This is a genomic window from Rhizobium sp. NPDC090279, from assembly GCF_044769665.1.
Lineage (GTDB): Bacteria > Pseudomonadota > Alphaproteobacteria > Rhizobiales > Rhizobiaceae > Rhizobium.
This window is the reverse complement of record NZ_JBIVYI010000004.1, coordinates 433,772-453,864: the sequence shown is the minus strand read 5'-3', so window position 1 is coordinate 453,864 and position 20,093 is coordinate 433,772. Positions and strand designations below refer to the sequence as shown.

At 60.0% G+C, this 20,093-nt stretch carries 17 protein-coding genes; 10 read left to right on the top strand and 7 right to left on the bottom strand.

Translation table 11 applies throughout. The features are described 5' to 3' along the window. Positions 1–15: 15 nt before the first annotated feature. Positions 16–1,119, bottom strand: coding sequence for an ABC transporter substrate-binding protein (locus ACIQWP_RS12850; protein ID WP_402787351.1), 1,104 nt, complete (start codon positions 1,117–1,119; stop codon positions 16–18). Between the two features lie 188 nt (positions 1,120–1,307). Then, entirely contained in the window at positions 1,308–2,180 is an 873-nt protein-coding gene (locus ACIQWP_RS12845; RefSeq protein ID WP_402787348.1) for a MurR/RpiR family transcriptional regulator, read from the bottom strand. A gap of 180 nt (positions 2,181–2,360) precedes the next feature. On the opposite strand from ACIQWP_RS12845, the gene ACIQWP_RS12840 reads away from it, so the two are divergent. From ACIQWP_RS12840 to ACIQWP_RS12820, 5 genes are all read left to right on the top strand, one after another. Continuing rightward, positions 2,361–3,128, top strand: coding sequence for an N-formylglutamate amidohydrolase (locus ACIQWP_RS12840; protein WP_402787345.1), 768 nt, complete (start codon positions 2,361–2,363; stop codon positions 3,126–3,128). A 125-nt stretch (positions 3,129–3,253) separates the two neighbouring features. After that, positions 3,254–4,825, top strand: coding sequence for an amino acid permease (locus ACIQWP_RS12835; protein ID WP_402787342.1), 1,572 nt, complete (start codon positions 3,254–3,256; stop codon positions 4,823–4,825). A gap of 124 nt (positions 4,826–4,949) precedes the next feature. After that, a complete protein-coding gene (locus ACIQWP_RS12830; RefSeq protein WP_402787339.1) occupies positions 4,950–6,320 on the top strand; it encodes a glutamine synthetase family protein in 1,371 nt (456 codons plus the stop codon). Positions 6,321–6,469: 149 nt separating this feature from the next. Then, positions 6,470–7,855, top strand: a complete 1,386-nt coding sequence (locus ACIQWP_RS12825) for an aldehyde dehydrogenase family protein (RefSeq protein ID WP_402787336.1) — start codon at positions 6,470–6,472, stop codon at positions 7,853–7,855. After that, entirely contained in the window at positions 7,852–9,000 is a 1,149-nt protein-coding gene (locus ACIQWP_RS12820) for an iron-containing alcohol dehydrogenase (RefSeq protein ID WP_402787333.1), read from the top strand. The genes ACIQWP_RS12825 and ACIQWP_RS12820 overlap by 4 nt, the downstream gene beginning before the upstream one ends. Positions 9,001–9,119: 119 nt before the next feature. On the opposite strand, the gene ACIQWP_RS12815 is transcribed toward ACIQWP_RS12820, so the two are convergent. Next, positions 9,120–10,589, bottom strand: coding sequence for a L,D-transpeptidase (locus ACIQWP_RS12815; protein ID WP_402787330.1), 1,470 nt, complete (start codon positions 10,587–10,589; stop codon positions 9,120–9,122). Between the two features lie 217 nt (positions 10,590–10,806). On the opposite strand from ACIQWP_RS12815, the gene ACIQWP_RS12810 reads away from it, so the two are divergent. The 3 genes from ACIQWP_RS12810 to ACIQWP_RS12800 all read left to right on the top strand — a co-directional run bounded on the left by ACIQWP_RS12810 (position 10,807) and on the right by ACIQWP_RS12800 (position 12,490). Continuing rightward, the gene (locus tag ACIQWP_RS12810) at positions 10,807–11,646 is read left to right on the top strand and encodes a DUF4432 family protein (protein ID WP_402787327.1); all 840 of its coding nucleotides are present in this window, start codon (positions 10,807–10,809) and stop codon (positions 11,644–11,646) included. 72 nt (positions 11,647–11,718) lie between these two features. Next, positions 11,719–12,057: a TIGR01244 family sulfur transferase gene (locus ACIQWP_RS12805; RefSeq protein ID WP_402787324.1), complete on the top strand. Its 339-nt coding sequence runs from the start codon at positions 11,719–11,721 to the stop codon at positions 12,055–12,057. An 88-nt stretch (positions 12,058–12,145) separates the two neighbouring features. Beyond that, positions 12,146–12,490, top strand: a complete 345-nt coding sequence (locus ACIQWP_RS12800) for a RidA family protein (RefSeq protein WP_402787321.1) — start codon at positions 12,146–12,148, stop codon at positions 12,488–12,490. Positions 12,491–12,532: 42 nt separating this feature from the next. Here ACIQWP_RS12800 and ACIQWP_RS12795 read toward each other — a convergent pair whose 3' ends face one another. The 4 genes from ACIQWP_RS12795 to ACIQWP_RS12780 are packed head-to-tail and all read right to left on the bottom strand — an operon-like array spanning position 12,533 to position 17,320. After that, positions 12,533–14,191: a thiamine pyrophosphate-binding protein gene (locus ACIQWP_RS12795; RefSeq protein ID WP_402787318.1), complete on the bottom strand. Its 1,659-nt coding sequence runs from the start codon at positions 14,189–14,191 to the stop codon at positions 12,533–12,535. After that, positions 14,188–15,390: a CaiB/BaiF CoA transferase family protein gene (locus ACIQWP_RS12790; protein WP_402787316.1), complete on the bottom strand. Its 1,203-nt coding sequence runs from the start codon at positions 15,388–15,390 to the stop codon at positions 14,188–14,190. Before ACIQWP_RS12790 ends, ACIQWP_RS12795 begins: the two co-directional genes overlap by 4 nt. Positions 15,391–15,408: 18 nt before the next feature. Further along, the gene (locus ACIQWP_RS12785) at positions 15,409–16,368 is read right to left on the bottom strand and encodes a DMT family transporter (protein ID WP_402787313.1); all 960 of its coding nucleotides are present in this window, start codon (positions 16,366–16,368) and stop codon (positions 15,409–15,411) included. A 19-nt stretch (positions 16,369–16,387) separates the two neighbouring features. Further along, on the bottom strand, positions 16,388–17,320 hold the full coding sequence (locus ACIQWP_RS12780) for a lysophospholipase (RefSeq protein WP_402787310.1): 933 nt from the start codon (positions 17,318–17,320) through the stop codon (positions 16,388–16,390). Between the two features lie 166 nt (positions 17,321–17,486). Here ACIQWP_RS12780 and ACIQWP_RS12775 point away from each other — a divergent pair, with 166 nt between their 5' ends. Both ACIQWP_RS12775 and ettA read left to right on the top strand, forming a co-directional pair. Continuing rightward, positions 17,487–18,233, top strand: coding sequence for a ribonuclease (locus ACIQWP_RS12775; protein ID WP_402787307.1), 747 nt, complete (start codon positions 17,487–17,489; stop codon positions 18,231–18,233). Between the two features lie 126 nt (positions 18,234–18,359). After that, positions 18,360–20,009, top strand: coding sequence for an energy-dependent translational throttle protein EttA (gene ettA, locus ACIQWP_RS12770; RefSeq protein ID WP_402787304.1), 1,650 nt, complete (start codon positions 18,360–18,362; stop codon positions 20,007–20,009). Positions 20,010–20,093 lie beyond the last annotated feature (84 nt).

Here is a 20,093-nt window from a genome sequence, read left to right as displayed (position 1 = left end):
CCATGTCAGGTCGGATTACTGTACGTTCGAACCGACGACAGAATCCCACTTGGTGGTGATGGCGGCCTTGCCGGCATCCTGCTCTTCGAGCGTCGGGAAGACGGCCTTTTCATAGGCGGCAGCCGGCGGCAGCTTGTCGAGAAGTTCCTGCGGGACCTTCTTGTTCTTCGCCAGATCGTTGAAGCGGATCGGGTGGCAATAGCCCTTCAGCCAGCCAATCTGACCTTCGTCAGAGTACAGGAACTCCATCCAGAGCTTGGCAGCGTTCGGATGCGGAGCGAAAGCCGAGATCGCCTGGACGTATACGCCGGCGATAACGCCCGAAGCCGGAACGGTGACGTCAACCGGCGGGTTGCCGTTCAGGCTGTCGCGCCAGGAGAGACCGTTGTAGTCCCAGGCGACGACGATCGGGGTTGCACCCTGAGCCAGCGAAGCAGACTTGCCGATGACCGGAACGAAGTTGCCGGCCTTGTTCAGCTTGGCGAAGTAGTCGAGGCCAGCGGCGCCGACCTTGGCGGCGTCCTTCTCGCCGGCGGCGAGACCTGCGGCGTAGACGGCCTGAACAGCCTGGTTCGAGGTACGCGGGTCGCCAGCGAGCGAAACGGTGTTGGCGTATTCCGGCTTCAGGAGGTCAGCCCAGTCCTTCGGCGGGTTCTTCACGACGTCCTTGTTCACGACGAAGGAGAGAACGCCGTAATAATCGCCGTACCAGTAGCCTTCGGCATCCTTGGCGCTGTCCGGAATCGAATCCCAGGTGGAAACCTTGTAAGGTTGCAGCAGGCCTTCCTTCTTGGCGGTTGGGCCGAAGGAGAGGCCGACGTCGATGACATCGGGAGCCTGCGGGCCGGTGTTGCCCTTGTTGGCGCGAATTGCTTCGACTTCATCACCAGAACCGGCATCCGGGTTCAGTTCGTTGACTTCGATGCCATACTTCGCCTTGAAGGCGGCGATCAGGTCGCCATAACCGCACCAGTTGTGGGGCAGGGCGATCGTGGTCAGCGTGCCTTCCTTCTTGGCGGCAGCGATGAGATCGGCGCTCGGTTCTGCGGCCGCAATTGCCGTCGAAGCGACGAGCATCGCTGTGGAGATGGTCAGAAGACGATGAATTTTCGAGATCACTGCATTTCCTCCTTTAGGGTTTTCAGTGCCTGGCGTTGCTGTTAATGACGTTGCATGAAGGTTGTGTGACGGCTTCAAAGCATTGCGTTTGCTGAAAACGCAGTTGATTTTGCTTCTAATCGACAAGTATGACAGTCGCTGCATTTCACACCGCCTTGCGACGCGTTATTTTATGTTTTCATTCCCCTTCAGCTTAGCTTGCGAAACAATTTTGTTTGTTCGAAAAGGCCTTCCAGCGTTTTCATGCGCTCGCTTGTCTCGTCCCATGTCGAGCTTTGTACGGCTTCGATGAGGGCTTCGACGATGAAGAGAGTGACAACCGATGAGTCCCAGGCGGAAGGCGCCTCGATCTGCACGCGAAACGTGTGTTTCGCATGCTTGGCGGCGGGCGTCGCCCACTGGTCGGTAAAGACGATGATTTCGGCGCCGCGCCGACGGGCGGCAGCGGCGAGATTGACCATTTCCTGCTCGTAGCGCCTGATATCGAATATGACGAGCAGGTCGCCCGGGTTCATGTTCAGGACATATTGCGGCCAGGTGCTCGAATTGGAGGAAAGCAGGGTCGTGTTGGGCCGGATGACCTGCATATGGGTGAAGAAATACTCGGCAAGCGCTCCCGTGATGCGGCCGCCCACGAAATAAAGCCCGCGTTTTCTTTCCGACAGCAGCGTTGCAACGCCCTCGAATGTCGCCACGTCGATATCCGACAGGGTCTGCCGCAGGTTGCCCATGATAGCATCGGCGAAACGATTGAGGATATGGGTGCCCGGCGCGTTCGATGCCCAGCGATCGTGCTTTGTCAGAGGGTTGGAGATGGTTGCTTCGACTTCCTGATGAAGATGGGCCTGGAAGTCCGGATAGCCCTTGTATCCGAGTTTCTGCACCATGCGCGCAACAGTCGGGGTCGAGACGCGGGCATTCTCGGCGACCGTCGTGATACTTCCCAGTCCTGACACCGGATAGTTGTCGAGCAGGCTCTTAGCCAGCTGCCTTTCGGCGCGCGTCAGCGTGTCGAAGCGCGCATTAATCACGTCAGAAACTGTCTTCGACGCCTTGTTCACTCGATTTTTGCTCCCCGGGACGGTCTTATGCCAGTCTCCTGCAAGGATATAACAACGCTGTCACATTTCGAGTCAATGTCACAAATGAAGAAATAATTTCAGTTTCCAGTTGACAGCGACGAAAACCTGAAGAATTCTTTTCTTATAAACATTTTATTAATCGGCTATGGGGCGTCTGCGATGCTTGCGCAGCACGGCATTTTGACGAAGGCAGACGGCGATTGCGTTGCGGTCGAAAGATCGGACGGAAGCAGCGCGGCCCTGCTCATCTGCGAGCATGCCTCCCGCGCGCTTCCGGAGCGGTTCGGCAATCTTGGGCTTTCCGCAGAAGCGCTTGCCAGCCATATCGCCTGGGACCCGGGCGCACTCGCGGTTGCAAGAAGAATGTCTGCGGGCTTGAATGCCACCTTGGTTTTTCAGCGCTTTTCGCGCCTGATCTATGATTGTAACCGGCCGCCTGAAAGCGCCGGCGCCATGCCGGAGACGAGCGAGATCTATACGATCCCCGGCAACCAGCATCTGGGCGAAGCGGATAGGCAGGCGCGTACGGAAGGGCTCTATATACCGTTTCACGATCGCATCCGGGCGCTTCTGAAGGAGAGGGCGGCGCGCGGACAAAAAACCGTGATCGTGACAATCCACAGCTTCACGCCGATCTACAATGGCAGACCGCGGGCGGTGGAGCTTGGCATTCTGCATGACGAAGACCGTTGGCTGGCCGATCGCATGCTGAATGCGGCGGCTGAGGCACCGCTCTATCAGACCGAACGCAACCAGCCTTACGGGCCCGAAGACGGCGTCACCCATACGCTGAAGCTGCATGGGCTCGCCAACGGCCTGCATAACGTAATGATCGAGGTCCGCAACGACCTCATTCGAGATGACGTCGGCCAAGGGGTCATGGCCGATTATCTGACGGGGCTCCTCCAGAGCAGTCTGGAAGCCTGAGTACAAAAGAAAAAGACCCCGGGGAGCAGTTCAACTGCGATCAAGGCGGCGTGCCGAAAGGCAGGCAGCTCACGTGCACATGGTTCTCCGCAATCCTGCGGACGACCCGGCTTTAGGGGAGTGACATGCCTGAATATACAGAGTTAGACAAGAAGCAGGATGTTCATATCCTGCACTCCATGGGCTACGCTCAGGAGCTGGAACGGCGCATGAGTTCGTTTTCGAACTTCGCCATTTCCTTCTCCATCATCTGCATTCTATCGGGCGGCATCAACTCGCTCGCGCAGGCGACATCCGGCGCTGGCGGTGCTGCGATCGGTTTAGGTTGGCCGTTAGGCTGCCTGATTTCTGGCGTTTTCGCGCTCTCGATGGCGCAGATTTCCTCAGCTTATCCCACGGCCGGCGGCCTTTATCACTGGGGTTCGATCCTCGGCAACCGCTTTACCGGCTGGCTGACGGCTTGGCTCAATCTGCTCGGCCTGATCACGGTGCTCGGCGCGATCAACGTTGGCACCTGGGGCTTCTTCAGCGGCTCCATCGCCGGCTGGTTCGGCATTGCGGTGGATACCAATACCTCGGCAGGTTTCGCCAATCAGATCATCTTCGTTGCCATCATCACCGGCCTGCAAGCCCTGATCAACCACTTCGGCATCAAGCTGACGGCAAAGCTGACTGACATGTCCGGCTACCTGATCTTCGCCGCCGCGATCGCGCTGACGATCGTCTGCCTCATCGGCGTCAAGAGCTGGGACATCAGCCGCATCTGGACCTTCACCAACTATTCCGGCACGCCGGAAGGTGATGCATCCGTCTGGCCGAAGATGGAGAATATCTGGTACGTCTTCGCCCTTGGCCTGTTGCTGCCGATCTACACGATCACCGGCTACGACGCCTCGGCGCATACCTCTGAAGAGACCGTCAAGGCATCCAGTTCCGTGCCGCGCGGCATGGTGTCTTCGGTCTGGTGGTCCTCGTTCTTCGGCTATATCATGCTGCTCGCCTTCCTGCTGGCGATCCCGGACATGAACGAAGCCTCGAAGCAGGGCTGGAACGTCTTCTTCTGGACGATCAACAGCATCACTAATCCTGTCGTCGCCAATATACTTTACGTGGCGATCTTCATCTCGCAGCTCCTGTGCGGTCTTGCGACCGTCACATCGGCATCGCGCATGATCTATGCCTTCTCGCGCGATGGCGGCTTGCCGTTTTCGAAGGCGCTCGCCAGCGTCAGCCCGAAGTTCAGGACGCCTTCCGTCGCCATCTGGACGGCCGCGGTTCTGGCCGTACTGTTCGTCTGGGGCGCTTCGCTCGTCACGATCGCTGGCTCTTCGGCCTATACCATCGTCGTGTCGTGCACCGTCATCTTCCTTTTCCTCTCCTTCACCGTGCCGATCGTGCTCGGCATCAAGGCGATCGGAACTGCGAAATGGCCGAAAATGGGGCCATGGAACATGGGTATCGGCCTTTACAAGGTGGTCTCGATTGTCGTGATCCTTGCGATGGCGATCATCTTCATCATCGGTGTGCAGCCACCGAACGAGTGGGCACTTTACATCACCATCGGCTTCCTGGTGCTGACCGCAATCGTTTGGTTCGCCTTCGAAAAGCGCCGTTTCCAGGGCCCGCCTATCGGTGACATGATTGCCAAGCGTCAGGCCGATATCGCTGCTGCCGAACGGGCTGTCGGCGAGGCATAATCCTCACATATCATCGATCCGGGGGGGCCGTTGTCGCGGCCCCATCCAACTTGACGAGCGGCTTGGGGTAAATCTCCCGCAGCGCTCCAGCCGATCACTCTTCTATCTTTCAGGCGGATTCATCATGACCACTAGCTATACGTTCGACGACCTCAAAAAGGATGTGGCCGAGGGGCGCATCGACACGGTTCTGGCATGCCAGGTGGACATGCAGGGCCGCTTGATGGGGAAGCGCTTCCAGGCGGAATTCTTCGTCGAAAGCGCATGGAAGGAAACGCATAGCTGCAACTACCTGCAGGCGACCGATATCGAGATGGAAACCGTCTCCGGCTACAAGTCGACGAGCTGGGAGAAGGGCTATGGCGACTACACCATGAAGCCGGATCTCGCCACGCTGCGCCGCATTCCCTGGCTGGAAGGCACGGCGCTCGTTCTTTGCGACGTGCTCGATCATCATACGCATGAAGAAGTGGCGCATTCTCCGCGTGCCATCCTCAAGAAGCAAGTCAAGCGCCTTGAGGCGATGGGCATGAAGGCCTACATGGCCTCGGAGCTCGAATTCTTCCTGTTCGATCAGAGCTACGACAGCGCCCGCGAAGCCGGCTATCGCAACCTCAATCTCGTCAGCGGCTACAATGAGGACTACCATATCTTCCAGACCACCAAGGAAGAGGATGTGATGCGGGCGATCCGCAAGGGCCTGCAGGGCGCCGAGATCCCGGTCGAAAACTCCAAGGGCGAGGCCTCTGCCGGCCAGGAAGAGATCAACGTTCGCTACGCCGACGCTCTGACGATGGCCGACCGTCATGCGATCATCAAGAACGGCTGCAAGGAGATCGCCTGGTCGAAGGGCAAGGCGATCACCTTCCTGGCGAAATGGAACTATAGTGCCGCCGGCAGCTCGTCGCATATCCATCAGTCGCTCTGGAGCACCGACGGCAAGACACCGCTGTTTTTCGACAAGGAGCAGGCACACGGCATGACGCCGCTGATGAAGCATTATGTCGCCGGACTTTTGAACCATGCCAGCGAAATCACCTATTTCCTGGCGCCCTATATCAATTCCTACAAGCGCTTCGTTGCCGGCACTTTTGCGCCCACCAAGGCGATCTGGAGCACCGACAATCGCACAGCCGGCTATCGCCTGTGCGGTGCAGAGACTAAGAGCATTCGCATCGAGTGCCGCGTCGGCGGCTCCGACCTCAATCCCTATCTCGCGTTCGCGGCCCTGATTGCCGCCGGTATCGACGGCATCGAGAACAAACTTGAGCTTGAAGCGCCCTTCGTCGGCGACGCTTATGGCGCGCGCGAGGTTCGCGAGATACCGCGCACGCTGCGTGGCGCGACCGAGGCCTTGACCAATTCGAAAATGTTGCGCGCCGCCTTCGGCGACGATGTCATCGATCACTATACGCGCGCTGCCGAATGGGAGCAGGAAGAGTACGATCGTCGCATCACCGATTGGGAAGTGGCGCGCGGATTCGAAAGAGCGTAAGGCTTTTGCGATCTGCCTCGTGCCCGATTTTCATTCTATGATCGGGCAGGGGCGCCAGGAGGTTTGCCTGCTCGTCATTTCCTTGTGGATGCGGCGGGTTGCGCAGCATCCGGCAATCAATGGATGACCAAGAAAACAGGAATTCGATCATGACGATGATCACATGCGTCTCCCCGGTGAACGGAGAGGTTTATGCCGAGCGTCCGGCCTTGTCGCTGGATACCGCCAAGGAAGTCGTGGCCCGCGCCCGCAAGGCGCAGAAGGATTGGGCTCGCCGCCCGCTGGAAGATCGTGTCCAGCTGGTACTGAAAGGTGCCGCCCGGCTCAATGAGATGGCCGATGTGGTCGTGCCAGAGCTTGCCTGGCAGATGGGCCGCCCGATCAAGTACGGCGGCGAGTATCGCGGCTTCAATGAGCGCTCCAACTATGTCGCATCGATTGCCGCCGATGCGCTTGCGCCGCTTGTCGTCGAGGACAGCGCCAATTTTGCCCGGCGCATCGAGCGCGAGCCTCATGGCGTCGTTTTCGTCATCGCGCCGTGGAACTATCCTTATATGACGGCGATCAACACGATCGCCCCGGCGCTGATGGCCGGCAATACGGTTATTCTCAAGCATGCTAGCCAGACGCTGATGGTCGGCGAGCGGCTCGTCCAGGCTTTCGTTGAAGCCGGCGTTCCCGCCGACGTCTTCCAGAATGTCTTCCTCGATCATGAAACGACTTCGGCGCTGATTGCGGCCGGCAGCTTCAACTTCGTCAATTTCACCGGCTCCGTCGAAGGCGGCCGGTCGATCGAGCGTGCGGCAGCCGGCACATTTACCAGCCTCGGGCTCGAGCTTGGCGGCAAGGACCCGGGCTATGTCATGGAAGATGCCGATCTCGACGCCGCCGTCGACACGCTGATGGACGGGGCGACCTTTAATTCCGGGCAGTGCTGCTGCGGCATCGAACGCATCTATGTGCATGAATCGCTCTACGACGCCTTCGTCGAAAAGTCGGTCGCATGGGTTTCGAACTACAAGCTCGGCAATCCCCTTGACCCGGAAACCTCGCTCGGGCCGATGGCACACAGGCGCTTCGCCAAGGTGGTGCGCGAACAGATCGCCGATGCGGTTGCCAAGGGCGCCAAGGCGCTGGTCGACCCGAAGCTCTTCCCGGCCGATGACGGCGGCGCCTATCTCGCCCCGCAGATCCTCATCAATGTCGATCACTCGATGGCTTTCATGCGCGAAGAGACCTTCGGCCCGGCCGTCGGCATCATGAAGGTGAAGAGCGATGCGGAAGCGCTGAAGCTGATGAACGACAGCCCCTACGGTCTGACGGCATCGCTCTGGACCAAGGATGTCGAGCGCGCCTCGCGCCTCGGTCGCGAGATCGAAACCGGCACCGTCTTCATGAACCGCGCCGACTATCTCGATCCGGCTCTATGCTGGACCGGCGTCAAGGAAACCGGCCGCGGCGGTTCGCTGTCGATCATCGGCTTCCACAATCTGACGCGTCCGAAATCCTATCATCTGAAGAAAGTAACAGCATGAGCACTATCTCAGCCAACTGGAGCTATCCGAACGCCTTCAAGCTCGGCCGCGGCCGCATCAAGGAACTCGCGGACGCCTGCAAGAGTCTCGGCATGAAAAGGCCACTCCTGGTTACCGACCGGGGACTTGCCTCGATGGCGATCACGGCGGCGGCTCTGGATATCTTGGAAGATGCAGGTCTCGGGCGTGCCATCTTCGCCGATGTCGATCCGAACCCGAACGAGAAAAACCTCGAAGCCGGCGTCAAGGCATTCAAGGACGGCGGACATGACGGCGTCGTCGCTTTCGGCGGCGGCTCCGGCCTCGATCTCGGCAAGTGCGTGGCGTTCATGGCCGGTCAGGCACGCCCGGTCTGGGATTTCGAAGATATTGGCGATTGGTGGACCCGCGCCAGCGTCGAAGGCATCGCGCCGATCGTCGCGGTGCCGACTACGGCAGGCACCGGCTCTGAAGTCGGCCGCGCCAGCGTCATTACCAATTCGGCGACGCATGTTAAGAAGATCATCTTCCATCCGAAGTTCCTGCCCGGCGTCGTCATCGCCGATCCGGAACTGACCGTGGGCATGCCGAAGGTTATCACGGCCGGTACGGGCATGGATGCGTTTGCCCATTGCCTGGAAGCCTATTCCTCGCCCTTCTATCATCCGATGTCGGCTGGTATCGCGCTGGAAGGCATGCGGCTCGTCAAGGAATTCCTGCCGCGCGCCTACCGCGAAGGGACCGATCTCGAAGCGCGCGCCAATATGATGAGCGCTGCCGCCATGGGCGCCGTCGCCTTCCAGAAGGGGCTTGGCGCCATCCACGCGCTGTCGCATCCGATCGGCGCCGTCTACAATACGCATCACGGCATGACCAATGCCGTCGTCATGCCGGCCGTTTTGCGCTTCAACCGCAAGGCCATCGAGGACAAGATTGGGCGCGCCGCCGCTTATCTCGGTATCTCAGGCGGTTTCGACGGCTTCTATGATTACGTATTGAAGCTGCGTGCGGAACTCGGCGTTCCGGAAAGCCTCTCTGCCATGGGCATCGCCCCTGACCGGATCGACGAGCTTTCCGCCATGGCAATCGAAGACCCAAGCGCCGGCGGCAATCCGGTGCCGATGACCTTGGAAAACACCAAGGCTCTCTTCCGGGATTGCTTCTGATAGGCCGCACCACTCCTGACGCGCCGCGCGGAAGTTGCAGTGGGTCAGGGACTTAATGATAAACAAAGAAGCCGCCGGGCGTCACTCGGCGGCTTCTTTTGCTGAAGCTTTATCGCCGATCAATCGACGAATTCGACGACGACGCCAGGCTTGACCATCTTTGCCAGCTCGGTTGCGTCCCAGTTCGTCAGACGCACGCAGCCATGGCTCTGAGTCTTGCCGATCCTTGAAGGGTCCGGCGTGCCGTGGATGCCGTAGGTCGGCTTCGACAGGGCCATCCAGACCGTGCCGACCGGGCCGTTCGGGCCTGGCGGAATGTTGAGAACCTTGTCGTTTCCGGCTTGCTGAAAGTTGATCTTCGGATTGTAAGTATAGCCCGGATTGAAGGCGACGCGCTCGACCGTGACGGTGCCTGACGGCGATGGCGTGTCGGCCGAACCGATGCTGGCCGGGTAGGCTGCGATCAGCGTGCCGTTGGCATCATAGGCGAAAACCTGCTTGCGGCCCTTGTCCGCCAGGATCTTGGCGACCGTGCCCGTCTTGCCGGGGCCTGTATTGACGACCTTGATGGTGCTGCCCGGCACGGTGAAATCGACGCCGGGGTTGAGCGCCTTCAGATAACCCTCATCCATGTGAAAGCGTTCGGCCAGCATTTCCGTCGTCGAGGTATAGCCGAGCGACGGCATCTGAGACTTCGCCGCATAGTCCTCGGGGATCGATGCGACATAGGGGCCGGCAGCGTCGGCGGCCGTGATCGTATAGTTGACGATCGGCATGCCGCCGGACATGCGCAGCTGCTCGAGGATCGCGTCGGTATTGTTCGGATCGAGCGTCTGGCCGGTCATCTGCTGATAGGCATAGATCGCCTTGGTGACGTTTGCGCCCATGCGGCCGTCGATAGCGCCTGGCGAAATGCCCTGCCGCGCGAGGAAGACCTCCAGCGCGGTAATCTCCATCTTCGACTTGCCCTTGAGCGTAATAACGGGTTCGGCCGGCGGCTTGTTGACGATGTCAGGCGTGCCCTGCTGCGGATCGATCGATGCGTAGTCACTGCCGTTCTGGTTCGTCTGGCCCTGGTTCGTGCCTGGCAAGGGCTGATTGTCGAGCGGCTGTCGCTGGATGTCGCCATCGCGCGGAATGCCGCCGGTGACGACGCTGCGATCCTGCTGATCATAGCCGTTGTCCGGGTTGCCGTTGTAATTACCGTAACTGTCGGTCCGATACTGACGATAATCCTGGTAGTCGCCGTTGTTTGAAAGCTGCGTGTCGCCATAGCGACCGCCGTCGCGGTTTCCGTTGTCGCCGTAGCCGTCGCGAGCCGGTGCGCGCGGATAATAGGTGCTTGCCTTCATCTCCGTCGCCACGACATTGCCATAGGCGTCGATCAGAACCCGTCGGCCGCGGCCGTCACGCGCCATGGAATATCCACCGCCGTTCGGGTATTGATCGAGAATTCGACCGTCAGGAGTGACGAGAACCGTGTTGCCGTTGCCACCACGGTAATATTGCGCCTGCGCATCGGTGAGCGCGAGCAGGGACATGGTGGCAGTCGTTGCCAAGGCTAAACTCAATTTTACGAACCGGTTCACGTCTGTCGAATCCTTGGGATGGTCGTTCGGCTGACACACACATGGCAATTTTGACGCCAGTATGGAAATTTAGATTATCATGCTGAATAAAATATAAAAATTTGTGTGATCAAGGCTTCAAGTTAACATTCGGTAAGCTAAATCACCGTTTATTTGCGCCGCGCTCCATCCCGGGACAACGTCCGCTGGTGGCGCCGACCAGGGAGGGTTTTAAGGAATGATCGATTTTTCCGCAGCCAAGGGGCCGAAATTGGCGCTCGACGAGGGCTCCGTCCTGGATATTGGCGCCTGCATTGTCGAGGGTAACAATCTTGCGCCTGGTAGCGCCGTTCCCGATGATGGCGATGCGCGCATCAGCCATTCCGTGGAGGGCTTCCTCTTCACATGTGGGCCGGATCATATCCGCCATCCCGAGCCGATGTCCGGCGCATATGAGGGTAAGCGCTATCCGCTGCATGGTTCCTTCTCGTCTCATCCAGCCAAAATTCTCTGGACCAAATTCGAGAACGGCGATGCCGAATGCCGCGCCGATATCGATGTTGTCACCGCAGAGGGGCGGACGGCGAGGTTGGAGCGTCATTGGCGGATCGATGGCGCCACCGGCGAAGTCTCGCTTGCCGATCGTCTTGTCAACACCAGCACGGAGGCGATGCCGGCCTTCCTGATGTACCACATGAATATCGGCGGCAAATGGTTCGACAGCGGCACGCGCCTTGCCGGACAGATGCTGGAGAATGGCGGTTTTCCCTGGACCTTCGGCGAGGAGGGGGGCGATATCTTCTGCGTGCCGGCAGAGGACAAGGGGGAGGATTGGGCGGAGATCAGCCTCGGGCCCATCGCGGCCATCGGCGGCAAGACGCTGAGGGTGCGTTTTGGAACGGATACGCTGCCGTTCCTGCAGGTCTGGCGCAATCAGCGCGCGCCCGCGCATGTGCTCGGCATCGAGCCGGTCTCTCATCGCTGGGTCTCCCGCGCGGAGCTCGAGGCGGCGGGTGAATTCAATATTCTCCAGCCCGGCGAAGCCCGCAATTTCATGCTCAACTTTGCCTTCGTTTGAGCGCGCGCCGCGGTTGACGCTTGCCCTATGGCGGCGTAGATCAGGGCCACGGTTTTAGAGAGGACATGAACCATGGATATCCGCCCGATCGACGACGAATACTCCGTCTCCGGCCAGATCACCGTCGAGGATCTCGATGAGATCAAGGCCATGGGTTTCAAGTCCCTCGTCTGCCATCGTCCCGATGGCGAGAGCCCGGATCAGACGCCGTTCGGCGTCATCGAAGCTCGTGCCAAGGAACTCGGCCTCGAGATTGCCCATGTGCCTGTTGGCCCCATGGGCGTCACGGAAGAGGCCGTGCAGAGCATGGTCGATGCGCTGGACGAGTTTCCGCGGCCGATGCTCGGCTATTGCCGCTCGGGCGCGCGTTCGACCGCGATCTATCAGAAGACGCATCACATCCGCGGCTGAACGGGCGTATTTCCAATTTGAGATTGAAGGGCAGGCCTGAGGCGGTGCCTTTCGCTCACCTGTCGAAGAACAACATCAGGAGAAAACCATGAGCATCAAGCGCATCGACGTTGGCGCCCGCATGAGCGGCGCTGTCATCCACGGCAACACCGTTTACCTCGCCGGCCAGGTTGGCGAAGGCGAAAGCGTCACCGATCAGTGCAAGTCGGCACTGGGCGAAGTTGATCGTCTGCTTGCAGCAGCCGGCACCAACAAGTCGAAGGTCCTGCAGACGCTGATCTATCTCTCGGACATTTCCTACTTCGCCGAAATGAACGCCGCCTGGGAAGCCTGGGTCGATCCGGCCAACACGCCGGCTCGCGCCACCAGCGAAGCCAAGCTCGCAGCGCCAAAGTACAAGGTCGAATTCATCGTGACCGCAGCACTCGACTAAGTCGATTTCAACGCGATTTTTGAAAGGCCGGTGGGTTCGCGCTCACCGGCTTTTTGTTTGGGCGATTTCCGTGAGGGTGCGCGAGGGCGTGATCGCTTCCGGGTCCAGCACGATCTCGATGATTGCCGGCTTGCCGCTCGCGCGTGCCCGCTCGAATGCCGGGCCGAATTCTTCCGTCACCTTCACTGTTTCGCCGTGCCCGCCATAGGCGCGGGCAAGCGCGGCAAAATCCGGATTGTCGAGCGCGGTGGCGCTGACGCGGCCGGGATACTCCCGCTCCTGATGCATGCGAATGGTGCCGTACATGCCGTTGTTGATGACCAGGGCGATCAGCGGCAGGCCGTACTGGACGGCGGTTGCAAATTCCTGGCCGTGCATCATGAAACAACCGTCGCCGGCAAAGCAGATCACTTCGCGCTCCGGAAACAGTTGCTTGGCGGCGACCGCTGCCGGCAGGCCATAGCCCATTGATCCGGAAGCGGGGGCTGCCTGGGTGTTGAAGCGGCGGAAGCGGTGGAAGCGGTGCAGCCAGGTCGCATAATTACCGGCGCCGTTGGTGAAGATCGTATCCTCGGTCGTATTGGCCTCGATCCAATCCATGATGCGGCCCATGTGGGCCGCGCCGGGGCTCTTTTCAGGCGTCGTCGACCAGGCAAGATAGGCTGCGTGCATACGCTCTGTCCGCTCGGCCCAAGGAGTCTCGCGTGGCGGGTCCAAATCTGAGAGCGCCGCAACGAAATCCGCCGGGCTCGCACAGATCGCCAGATCCGGGCGATAGACGCGGCCGAGTTCGGAAGGATCGGGATGGATATGCACAAGCTGTTGAAGCGGATAGGGGATGTCGACCAGCGTGTAGCCGGAGGACGGCATCTCGGAAAGACGGCCGCCGAGAAGGATCAGCAGATCCGCTTCCTTGATCTCTTTCGCCAGGGCCGGGTTGATGCCGATGCCGACATCGCCTGCATAATTTGGATGCAGGTGGTCGAACAGCATCTGGCGGCGGAAGGAGCAGCCAATCGGCAGCTTGAAACGCTCGGCAAATTGCCGGATACCGGCTACCGCTTCCTCGTTCCAGCGCGTACCGCCGAGGATGACCATCGGACGCTTTGCTGTGGCGAGCCGCTGACTGAGGTCGGCAAGCTGGCCGGGGCCTGGGTGGGCGGCAACAGGGAGATAGGGCAGCGCTTCCGGCGCCTCGACCTCGTCGCGCAGCATATCTTCCGGCAAGGTCAGTACGACCGGGCCGGGGCGGCCCGATGTCGCCAGCGCGAAAGCGCGGGTGACGAATTCCGGAATGCGGGCGGCATCGTCGATCTCGCCGACCCATTTGGCAAATTCGGTAAAGGCTCTCCGGAACTCGACTTCCTGAAAGGCTTCGCGTTCGCGGGCATCGCGCTGGACCTGGCCGATGAACAGGATCATCGGGATCGAATCCTGCCGGGCAATGTGCAGACCGGCGGATGCGTTCGTGGCGCCGGGGCCGCGGGTGACCATGCAGATGCCCGGCTCGCCGGTCAGTCGGCCCCAGGTATCCGCCATCATCGCCGCGCCGCCCTCCTGACGGCAGACGAGCACCTTGATGTCGCTGTCATGCAGCGCATCGAGCACCGCGAGAAAACTCTCGCCGGGCACGCAGGAAATACGCTTGACGTCATTGGCCTTCAAGGCTTCGACGATGAGTTGGCCGCCCGTTCGTTTCATGTCTTCGCCTTCCCCTCCAGTTCCGCCAATTCGGCGAGAACCTTCTCCTGATGTTCGCCGAGACGCGGGCTCGGGCGCGAATAGGTCAATGGCGTCTCCGTAAGCACGATCGGCGTGCGCACGCTTGGGATCATGGTACCGGCTGCGTCCTCGAGATTGATCCTCAAGCCGCGCGCCACAATCTGCGGATCGGCGAACATGTCCTCGATCGTGTTGATCGGGCCTGCCGGAACGGCGTTGGTCTCGCAGGCCTTCAGCAGATCCGCCTTGTTCCATTTCAGCGTCTCCGCCGAGACGAAAGCCCGCACCTCGTAGCGGTTGGCGACGCGCGCCTTGTTGGTCGCGTAGCGCTCGTCGTCGGCCTGGGTAGCGAGGCCAAGAATAGTGCAGAGGCGGCGGAACTGTCCGTCGTTGCCGACCGCTAGAATGAGATAGCCGTCTGCGGTCGGAACGACTTCGTAGGGCGAGATATTGGGGTGGGCATTGCCGAGCCGCACGGGCGGCTTGCCTGAGATCAGATAGTTCATGTTCTGGTTGGCAAGCACGGCCGATTGCACATCGAGCAGCGCCATATCGACAAGCTGTCCTTCGCCGGATCTGAGCGCATGGATCAGCGCTGCCTCTATCGCCGAGACGGCATAGATGCCCGTGAAGATATCGGCGATCGCGACGCCCGCCTTTACGGGTTGGCCGTCCGGTTCGCCTGTGATCGACATGAAGCCGGACATGCCCTGGACGATATAGTCGTAGCCTGCGAGGTTGGCGTAGGGGCCGGTCTGCCCAAAGCCGGTGATGGAGCAGTAGACGATGCGGGGATTGATCTTCTTCAGGCTTTCGTAGTCCAGCCCATATTTGACAAGGCCGCCCAGCTTGAAGTTCTCGATCACCACATCTGCCGTTTTCACTAGGCGGCGGACCAGTTCCTGACCTTCCTCGGTCTTGAGATCGGCGGTGATCGAGCGCTTGCCGCGATTGGCTGAATGGTAATAGGCGGCGGAGAGATTCTCGCCGTCCTTGCCTTCAACGAAGGGAGGTCCCCATTGGCGCGTGTCGTCGCCGCCGTCGGGATTTTCCACCTTGATCACATCGGCGCCGAGATCGGCCAGCATCTGCCCGGCCCAGGGACCGGCAAGCACGCGGGCAAGCTCAATGACACGAATACCGGAAAGCGGGGGTTTCTTGGTCTTTTGTTCTGTCATGTCTGTCCGCTCTCCCGCTCAGGGCGTGAATGCTATTTCAGATGTATCGGATACCGGCCTGGAAGCAAAGCGCTGCTCGCGCCAGAGGATGTAGAGCCCGGAGCCGATGATGATGAGGATGCCGAGCCATTTGATGGCGTCCGGGAAGTTATCGAAGACGAGCCAGCCAAAGATCGTGGCGGAGACGATCTCGAAATACTGCAGCGGTGCGAGCTTGGAGGCCGGCATGGCGCGATAGGCATAGACGGTGAGGATGCCGGCAGCGGCTGCAGTCGCGCCAACGCCCAGCAGATAGAGCATGGCCGTCAGATCCGGCATGACCGGATCGAGGATTACCGACCCCGTCGCCCGGCCGATGGCGAGCAAGATCAGGCTGAGGCCGGTGCCCCACAAGGCGGTTTGGAACTGCATCGACCAGGCATCCTCGCTATGGGAGACAACCCGCGTGATCATCACATAGATGGCGATGCAAAGGGCGGTGACGACCGGAAGCAGGGCGATGACGCCGACTTCCTGAAAGCTCGGCTGAATGATCAGCATCGCGCCGAAAAAGCCAACGCCGCAGGCGGTATAGCGGCGCCAGCCGATGGTTTCCTTCAGGAAGATGCTGCTGAGGATGGTCAGCATCATCGGCTCGACGAAGAAGATGGCGATGGCATCGGCCACTTCCATCACCTGCAGCGTCGTCACGAATGACACCATGGATAGCGTCAGTACGGCGCCGCGGATGGCATGGACGCCGCTGCGCCGCCATGTCCACACGCCCCATTGCCTGCGCATGGCCATCATCGGCAGGGCGAGGAGCGCTTGAAAGATGAAGCGGGCAGCAGTGACTTCGCCCGGCGGAATGGTGGCTGCCGCGAGCTTGGAAAAGATGTCGATGATCGGCGAGAGGATGACGGAGAGAAACATCATCGACAAGCCGAAGGTCAGCTCCGACTGCGACAATTGCGCCGAGGAGCCGCTGGAGGTGTTCATTGCAGAATTCCCATGAGGATCAGTTGTTCGCCGTCACCTTCTTGCACCAGTCGGCGAAGCGGGAAATGGCTTCCTCGGCATCGATGTCGTTGAGCGTCTCGTGCCGCATATCGGGGTAGATCTCGGTCGTGATACGAGAGAAGGCAGCCTTTTTCAAATGGCTTGCCAGCCAGGAAATCGCCTTCCCATTGTCGGTTGCCGGATCTTGGCCGCCTCCGACGAGATGGATCGGCATGTCGCGTCGCAGCCGATCGAGATAGGCTTTTTGCGGCGCGCGAAAGCTAAGCTCGAATATGTCGAGCCAGAGCGAGACGGAGGCATCGAAGCCGCAGAGCGGGTCGGCGATGTACTTGTCCACCTGTTCGGGAATGCGCGAGAGCCAGTCGAAATCGGTGCGGCGGTTTGCGATCGATTTGCCCCAGGTCCCGAAGGTCAGTTTCGGCAATGGCCCGCTCGGGACATCCGATCCCTTGAACATGCGCTCTGTCTTGAGGATGAGCTGGGCGGCGCGGCCGGCGAGGCCCGGATTGAAATTGGAGTTCCAGACTGTGACGGCATCGAACTTGTCCGGATGCGTGACGACCGTGTTCAGGCTGATCAATCCGCCCATGGAATGACCAAACAGGATGATCGGCAAGCCGGGATGGGTGCCTGCGGCAAGCTCGCGCATGGCGAGCACGTCCGCGATCACCCGTTCGACACCGCCTCTTCGGGCAAAGCGGCCGATCGGCGCGTCGGAGGCAATGGTCTCGCCATGGCCGCGATGATCGTGCGCATAGACATGAAAGCCTTGGGCCGCCATCGCATCTGCAAAGGCTTCGTAGCGACGAGAGTGCTCTGCAAGGCCATGCGAAATCAGCAGTACGCCGCGTGCATCGGTCGCCGCCGGTAAATGATGATAGGCAAGCGTCGCGCCTGTCGGGCTATTCAGGCGCTGCGTTTCGGCGAACATGCATTCGTTCCTCCCCGATTGGACGAAAGGTTATCATCCGCTCGATTGCAAGGGATAGGTGGTAAAGCTCACAGAAATAAATCTTTCCGAGCGCTGCGATTCAGGATTGCGCGCTTTCGAGCAAACTGCTTATTTGTTCCCATAATGTTCTAGTTGGAGGCGGGGAATGAAGCATTGGCTTCGGGTATTTACGGTTGTAGTCCTTTCGATCGGCACTGTGACGGGCGCCATGGCGCAGGAGCACAGTCGCGGCCGGACACGCTTTATCCTGGCGGCAAGCTGGGAGCCGGCATTTTGCGCGACGAACCAGAAGAAAGCGGAATGCCGGAACCAATCGTCGGACAATCACGATGCCACGAACTTTTCGCTGCATGGTCTTTGGCCGATGCGGCAGGAATATTGCGATGTCTCGGAGGATTTGAAGCAGGCGGATCGCGGCCGCGACTGGAAAGATCTGCCGGCGGTTGAGCTATCGCAGGACGTCAAGACGAAGCTGGACAAGGTGATGCCGGGCACGCAGTCCGGCCTTGAGCGGCATGAATGGATCAAGCATGGCACCTGCACGAAGCTCAGTGCCGACCAATATTTCTCCATCGCCGCCGGCCTGATTACCGAGCTCAATGCGTCGGCCGTGCGCGAGCTCTTCGCGCAGAATATCGGCAAAGAGCTGGATGCGGAAACCATTAAGGCCGCCTTCGACCAGAGTTTTGGCGAGGGCGCCAATGCCCGCATCAAGATGAGCTGCCGCCGGGTCGGCAATGTCAGAATGATCTCGGAGCTGACCATCGGTCTCTCGGAAGATGCGATCGATCCTCAGCGGGGCAGCGAGCCACGGCTCGCCAAATTGATCCAGGGTGCAGGCAGCACCTCGTTCGGCTGCGATCGTGGCGTGGTGGACGCGGCCGGTTTCTAGCCTAATCCGGTCTTTGCGACGCGGATAAATGCCCTCGGACAAGGTTTCGCCGTTGCCCGAGGGCCGGGTTTCGCCTACATAGCGGCACAATTCGCAATGTTATCCGCCCGTGGAGCAACCCAAGCTATGGCACGTCAGTTCATTTATCATATGGCCGGTCTGAATAAGGCCTATGGCGCCAAGAAAATCCTCGAGAATATCCATCTCTCCTTCTACCCCGACGCCAAGATCGGTATTCTCGGCCCGAACGGCGCGGGTAAGTCGACCGTGCTGCGCATCATGGCCGGCCTCGATAAGGAATATACCGGCGAAGCCTGGCTGGCCGAAGGCGCCACCATCGGCTACCTGGCGCAGGAGCCTCAGCTCGATCCCAACAAGACGGTTTTCGAAAACGTCATGGAAGGCGTTGCCAAGAAAACCGAAGTCCTCAATCGCTACAACGAATTGATGATGAACTATTCCGACGAGACGGCGGAAGAGGGCGCCAAGCTCCAAGACATCATCGACAGCCAGAATCTCTGGGATCTGGAAAGCCAGGTCGAGATGGCGATGGAAGCATTGTGCTGCCCGCCGCGCGATGCCGAAGTCACCAGCCTTTCCGGCGGTGAGCGCCGCCGTATCGCGCTGTGCCGCCTGCTTCTCTCGCAACCGGACCTGCTGCTGCTCGACGAACCGACCAACCATCTCGACGCTGAAACCATTGCCTGGCTGGAAAAGCACCTGCGCGACTATCCGGGTGCCGTGATGATGATCACCCACGACCGCTACTTCCTCGACAATGTTACCGGCTGGATTCTCGAACTCGACCGCGGCCGTGGCATTCCCTACGAAGGCAACTATTCCGCCTATCTGCGGGCCAAGGCCAAGCGCATGCAGCAGGAAGCCCGCGAAGAAGCTGGCCGTCAGAAGGCAATCAGCCGCGAACAGGAATGGATCGCCTCCAGCCCCAAGGCTCGTCAGGCCAAGTCCAAGGCACGTATCAACGCTTACGAACAGCTGGTCGATGCTGCCGAAAATCAGCGTCCTGGTGATGCGCAGATCATCATTCCGGTCAGCGAGCGTCTCGGCCAGGTGGTGGTCGAGATGGAGGGCATCACCAAGGGTTTCGAAGGCCGCACGCTGATCAACGATCTGTCGATCAAGCTGCCGCCCGGCGGCATCGTCGGGATCATCGGCCCGAACGGCGCCGGCAAGACGACCCTATTCAAGATGATCACCGGGCAGGAAAAGCCAGATGCCGGCTCGGTCCGCATCGGCGAGACGGTGCATCTCAGCTATGTCGACCAGAGCCGCGACGCGCTTGATGGCAATAAGACGGTATGGGAGGAAATCTCCGGCGGCGCCGAAGTCATCAAGCTCGGCAAGTTCGACATGAACTCGCGCGCCTATTGCGGCGCCTTTAACTTCAAGGGCGGCGACCAGCAGCAGAAGGTCGGCAATCTCTCTGGCGGTCAGCGCAACCGCGTTCATCTGGCCAAGATGTTGAAGGCAGGCGGCAACGTGCTTCTGCTCGACGAACCGACTAACGACCTTGATACGGAAACGCTGGGAGCGCTGGAAAGCGCGCTCGAAAACTTCGCCGGCTGCGCCATCATCATTAGCCATGATCGCATGTTCCTCGACCGTCTGGCCACGCATATCCTCGCCTTTGAAGGCGAAGGCCATGTCGAATGGTTCGAAGGCAATTTCGAAGATTACGAGCAGGACAAGATCCGCCGCCTCGGCCCCGATGCCCTCAATCCGGGCAGCCAGGCGCACAAGCGACTGACGCGCTAAGCTCTCGGTTTCGCTCTTCGAAAACCCCGGCTTGTCCGGGGTTTTTGTTTGCCTGACGGCGGAAGCCGATATTCCGTTTTCGTC

Bases quoted from the DNA above. Each gene is read 5' to 3' on its own strand.
- ACIQWP_RS12830 (WP_402787339.1), top strand. From the start codon at position 4,950: ATGACCACTAGCTATACGTTCGACGACCTCAAAAAGGATGTGGCCGAG.
- ACIQWP_RS12810 (WP_402787327.1), top strand. From the start codon at position 10,807: ATGATCGATTTTTCCGCAGCCAAGGGGCCGAAATTGGCGCTCGACGAG.
- ACIQWP_RS12795 (WP_402787318.1), bottom strand. From the start codon at position 14,191: ATGAAACGAACGGGCGGCCAACTCATCGTCGAAGCCTTGAAGGCCAAT.
- ACIQWP_RS12775 (WP_402787307.1), top strand. From the start codon at position 17,487: ATGAAGCATTGGCTTCGGGTATTTACGGTTGTAGTCCTTTCGATCGGC.
- ACIQWP_RS12835 (WP_402787342.1), top strand. From the start codon at position 3,254: ATGCCTGAATATACAGAGTTAGACAAGAAGCAGGATGTTCATATCCTG.
- ACIQWP_RS12780 (WP_402787310.1), bottom strand. From the start codon at position 17,320: ATGTTCGCCGAAACGCAGCGCCTGAATAGCCCGACAGGCGCGACGCTT.
- ACIQWP_RS12840 (WP_402787345.1), top strand. From the start codon at position 2,361: ATGCTTGCGCAGCACGGCATTTTGACGAAGGCAGACGGCGATTGCGTT.
- ettA (WP_402787304.1), top strand. From the start codon at position 18,360: ATGGCACGTCAGTTCATTTATCATATGGCCGGTCTGAATAAGGCCTAT.
- ACIQWP_RS12825 (WP_402787336.1), top strand. From the start codon at position 6,470: ATGACGATGATCACATGCGTCTCCCCGGTGAACGGAGAGGTTTATGCC.
- ACIQWP_RS12820 (WP_402787333.1), top strand. From the start codon at position 7,852: ATGAGCACTATCTCAGCCAACTGGAGCTATCCGAACGCCTTCAAGCTC.
- ACIQWP_RS12790 (WP_402787316.1), bottom strand. From the start codon at position 15,390: ATGACAGAACAAAAGACCAAGAAACCCCCGCTTTCCGGTATTCGTGTC.
- ACIQWP_RS12800 (WP_402787321.1), top strand. From the start codon at position 12,146: ATGAGCATCAAGCGCATCGACGTTGGCGCCCGCATGAGCGGCGCTGTC.
- ACIQWP_RS12805 (WP_402787324.1), top strand. From the start codon at position 11,719: ATGGATATCCGCCCGATCGACGACGAATACTCCGTCTCCGGCCAGATC.
- ACIQWP_RS12785 (WP_402787313.1), bottom strand. From the start codon at position 16,368: ATGAACACCTCCAGCGGCTCCTCGGCGCAATTGTCGCAGTCGGAGCTG.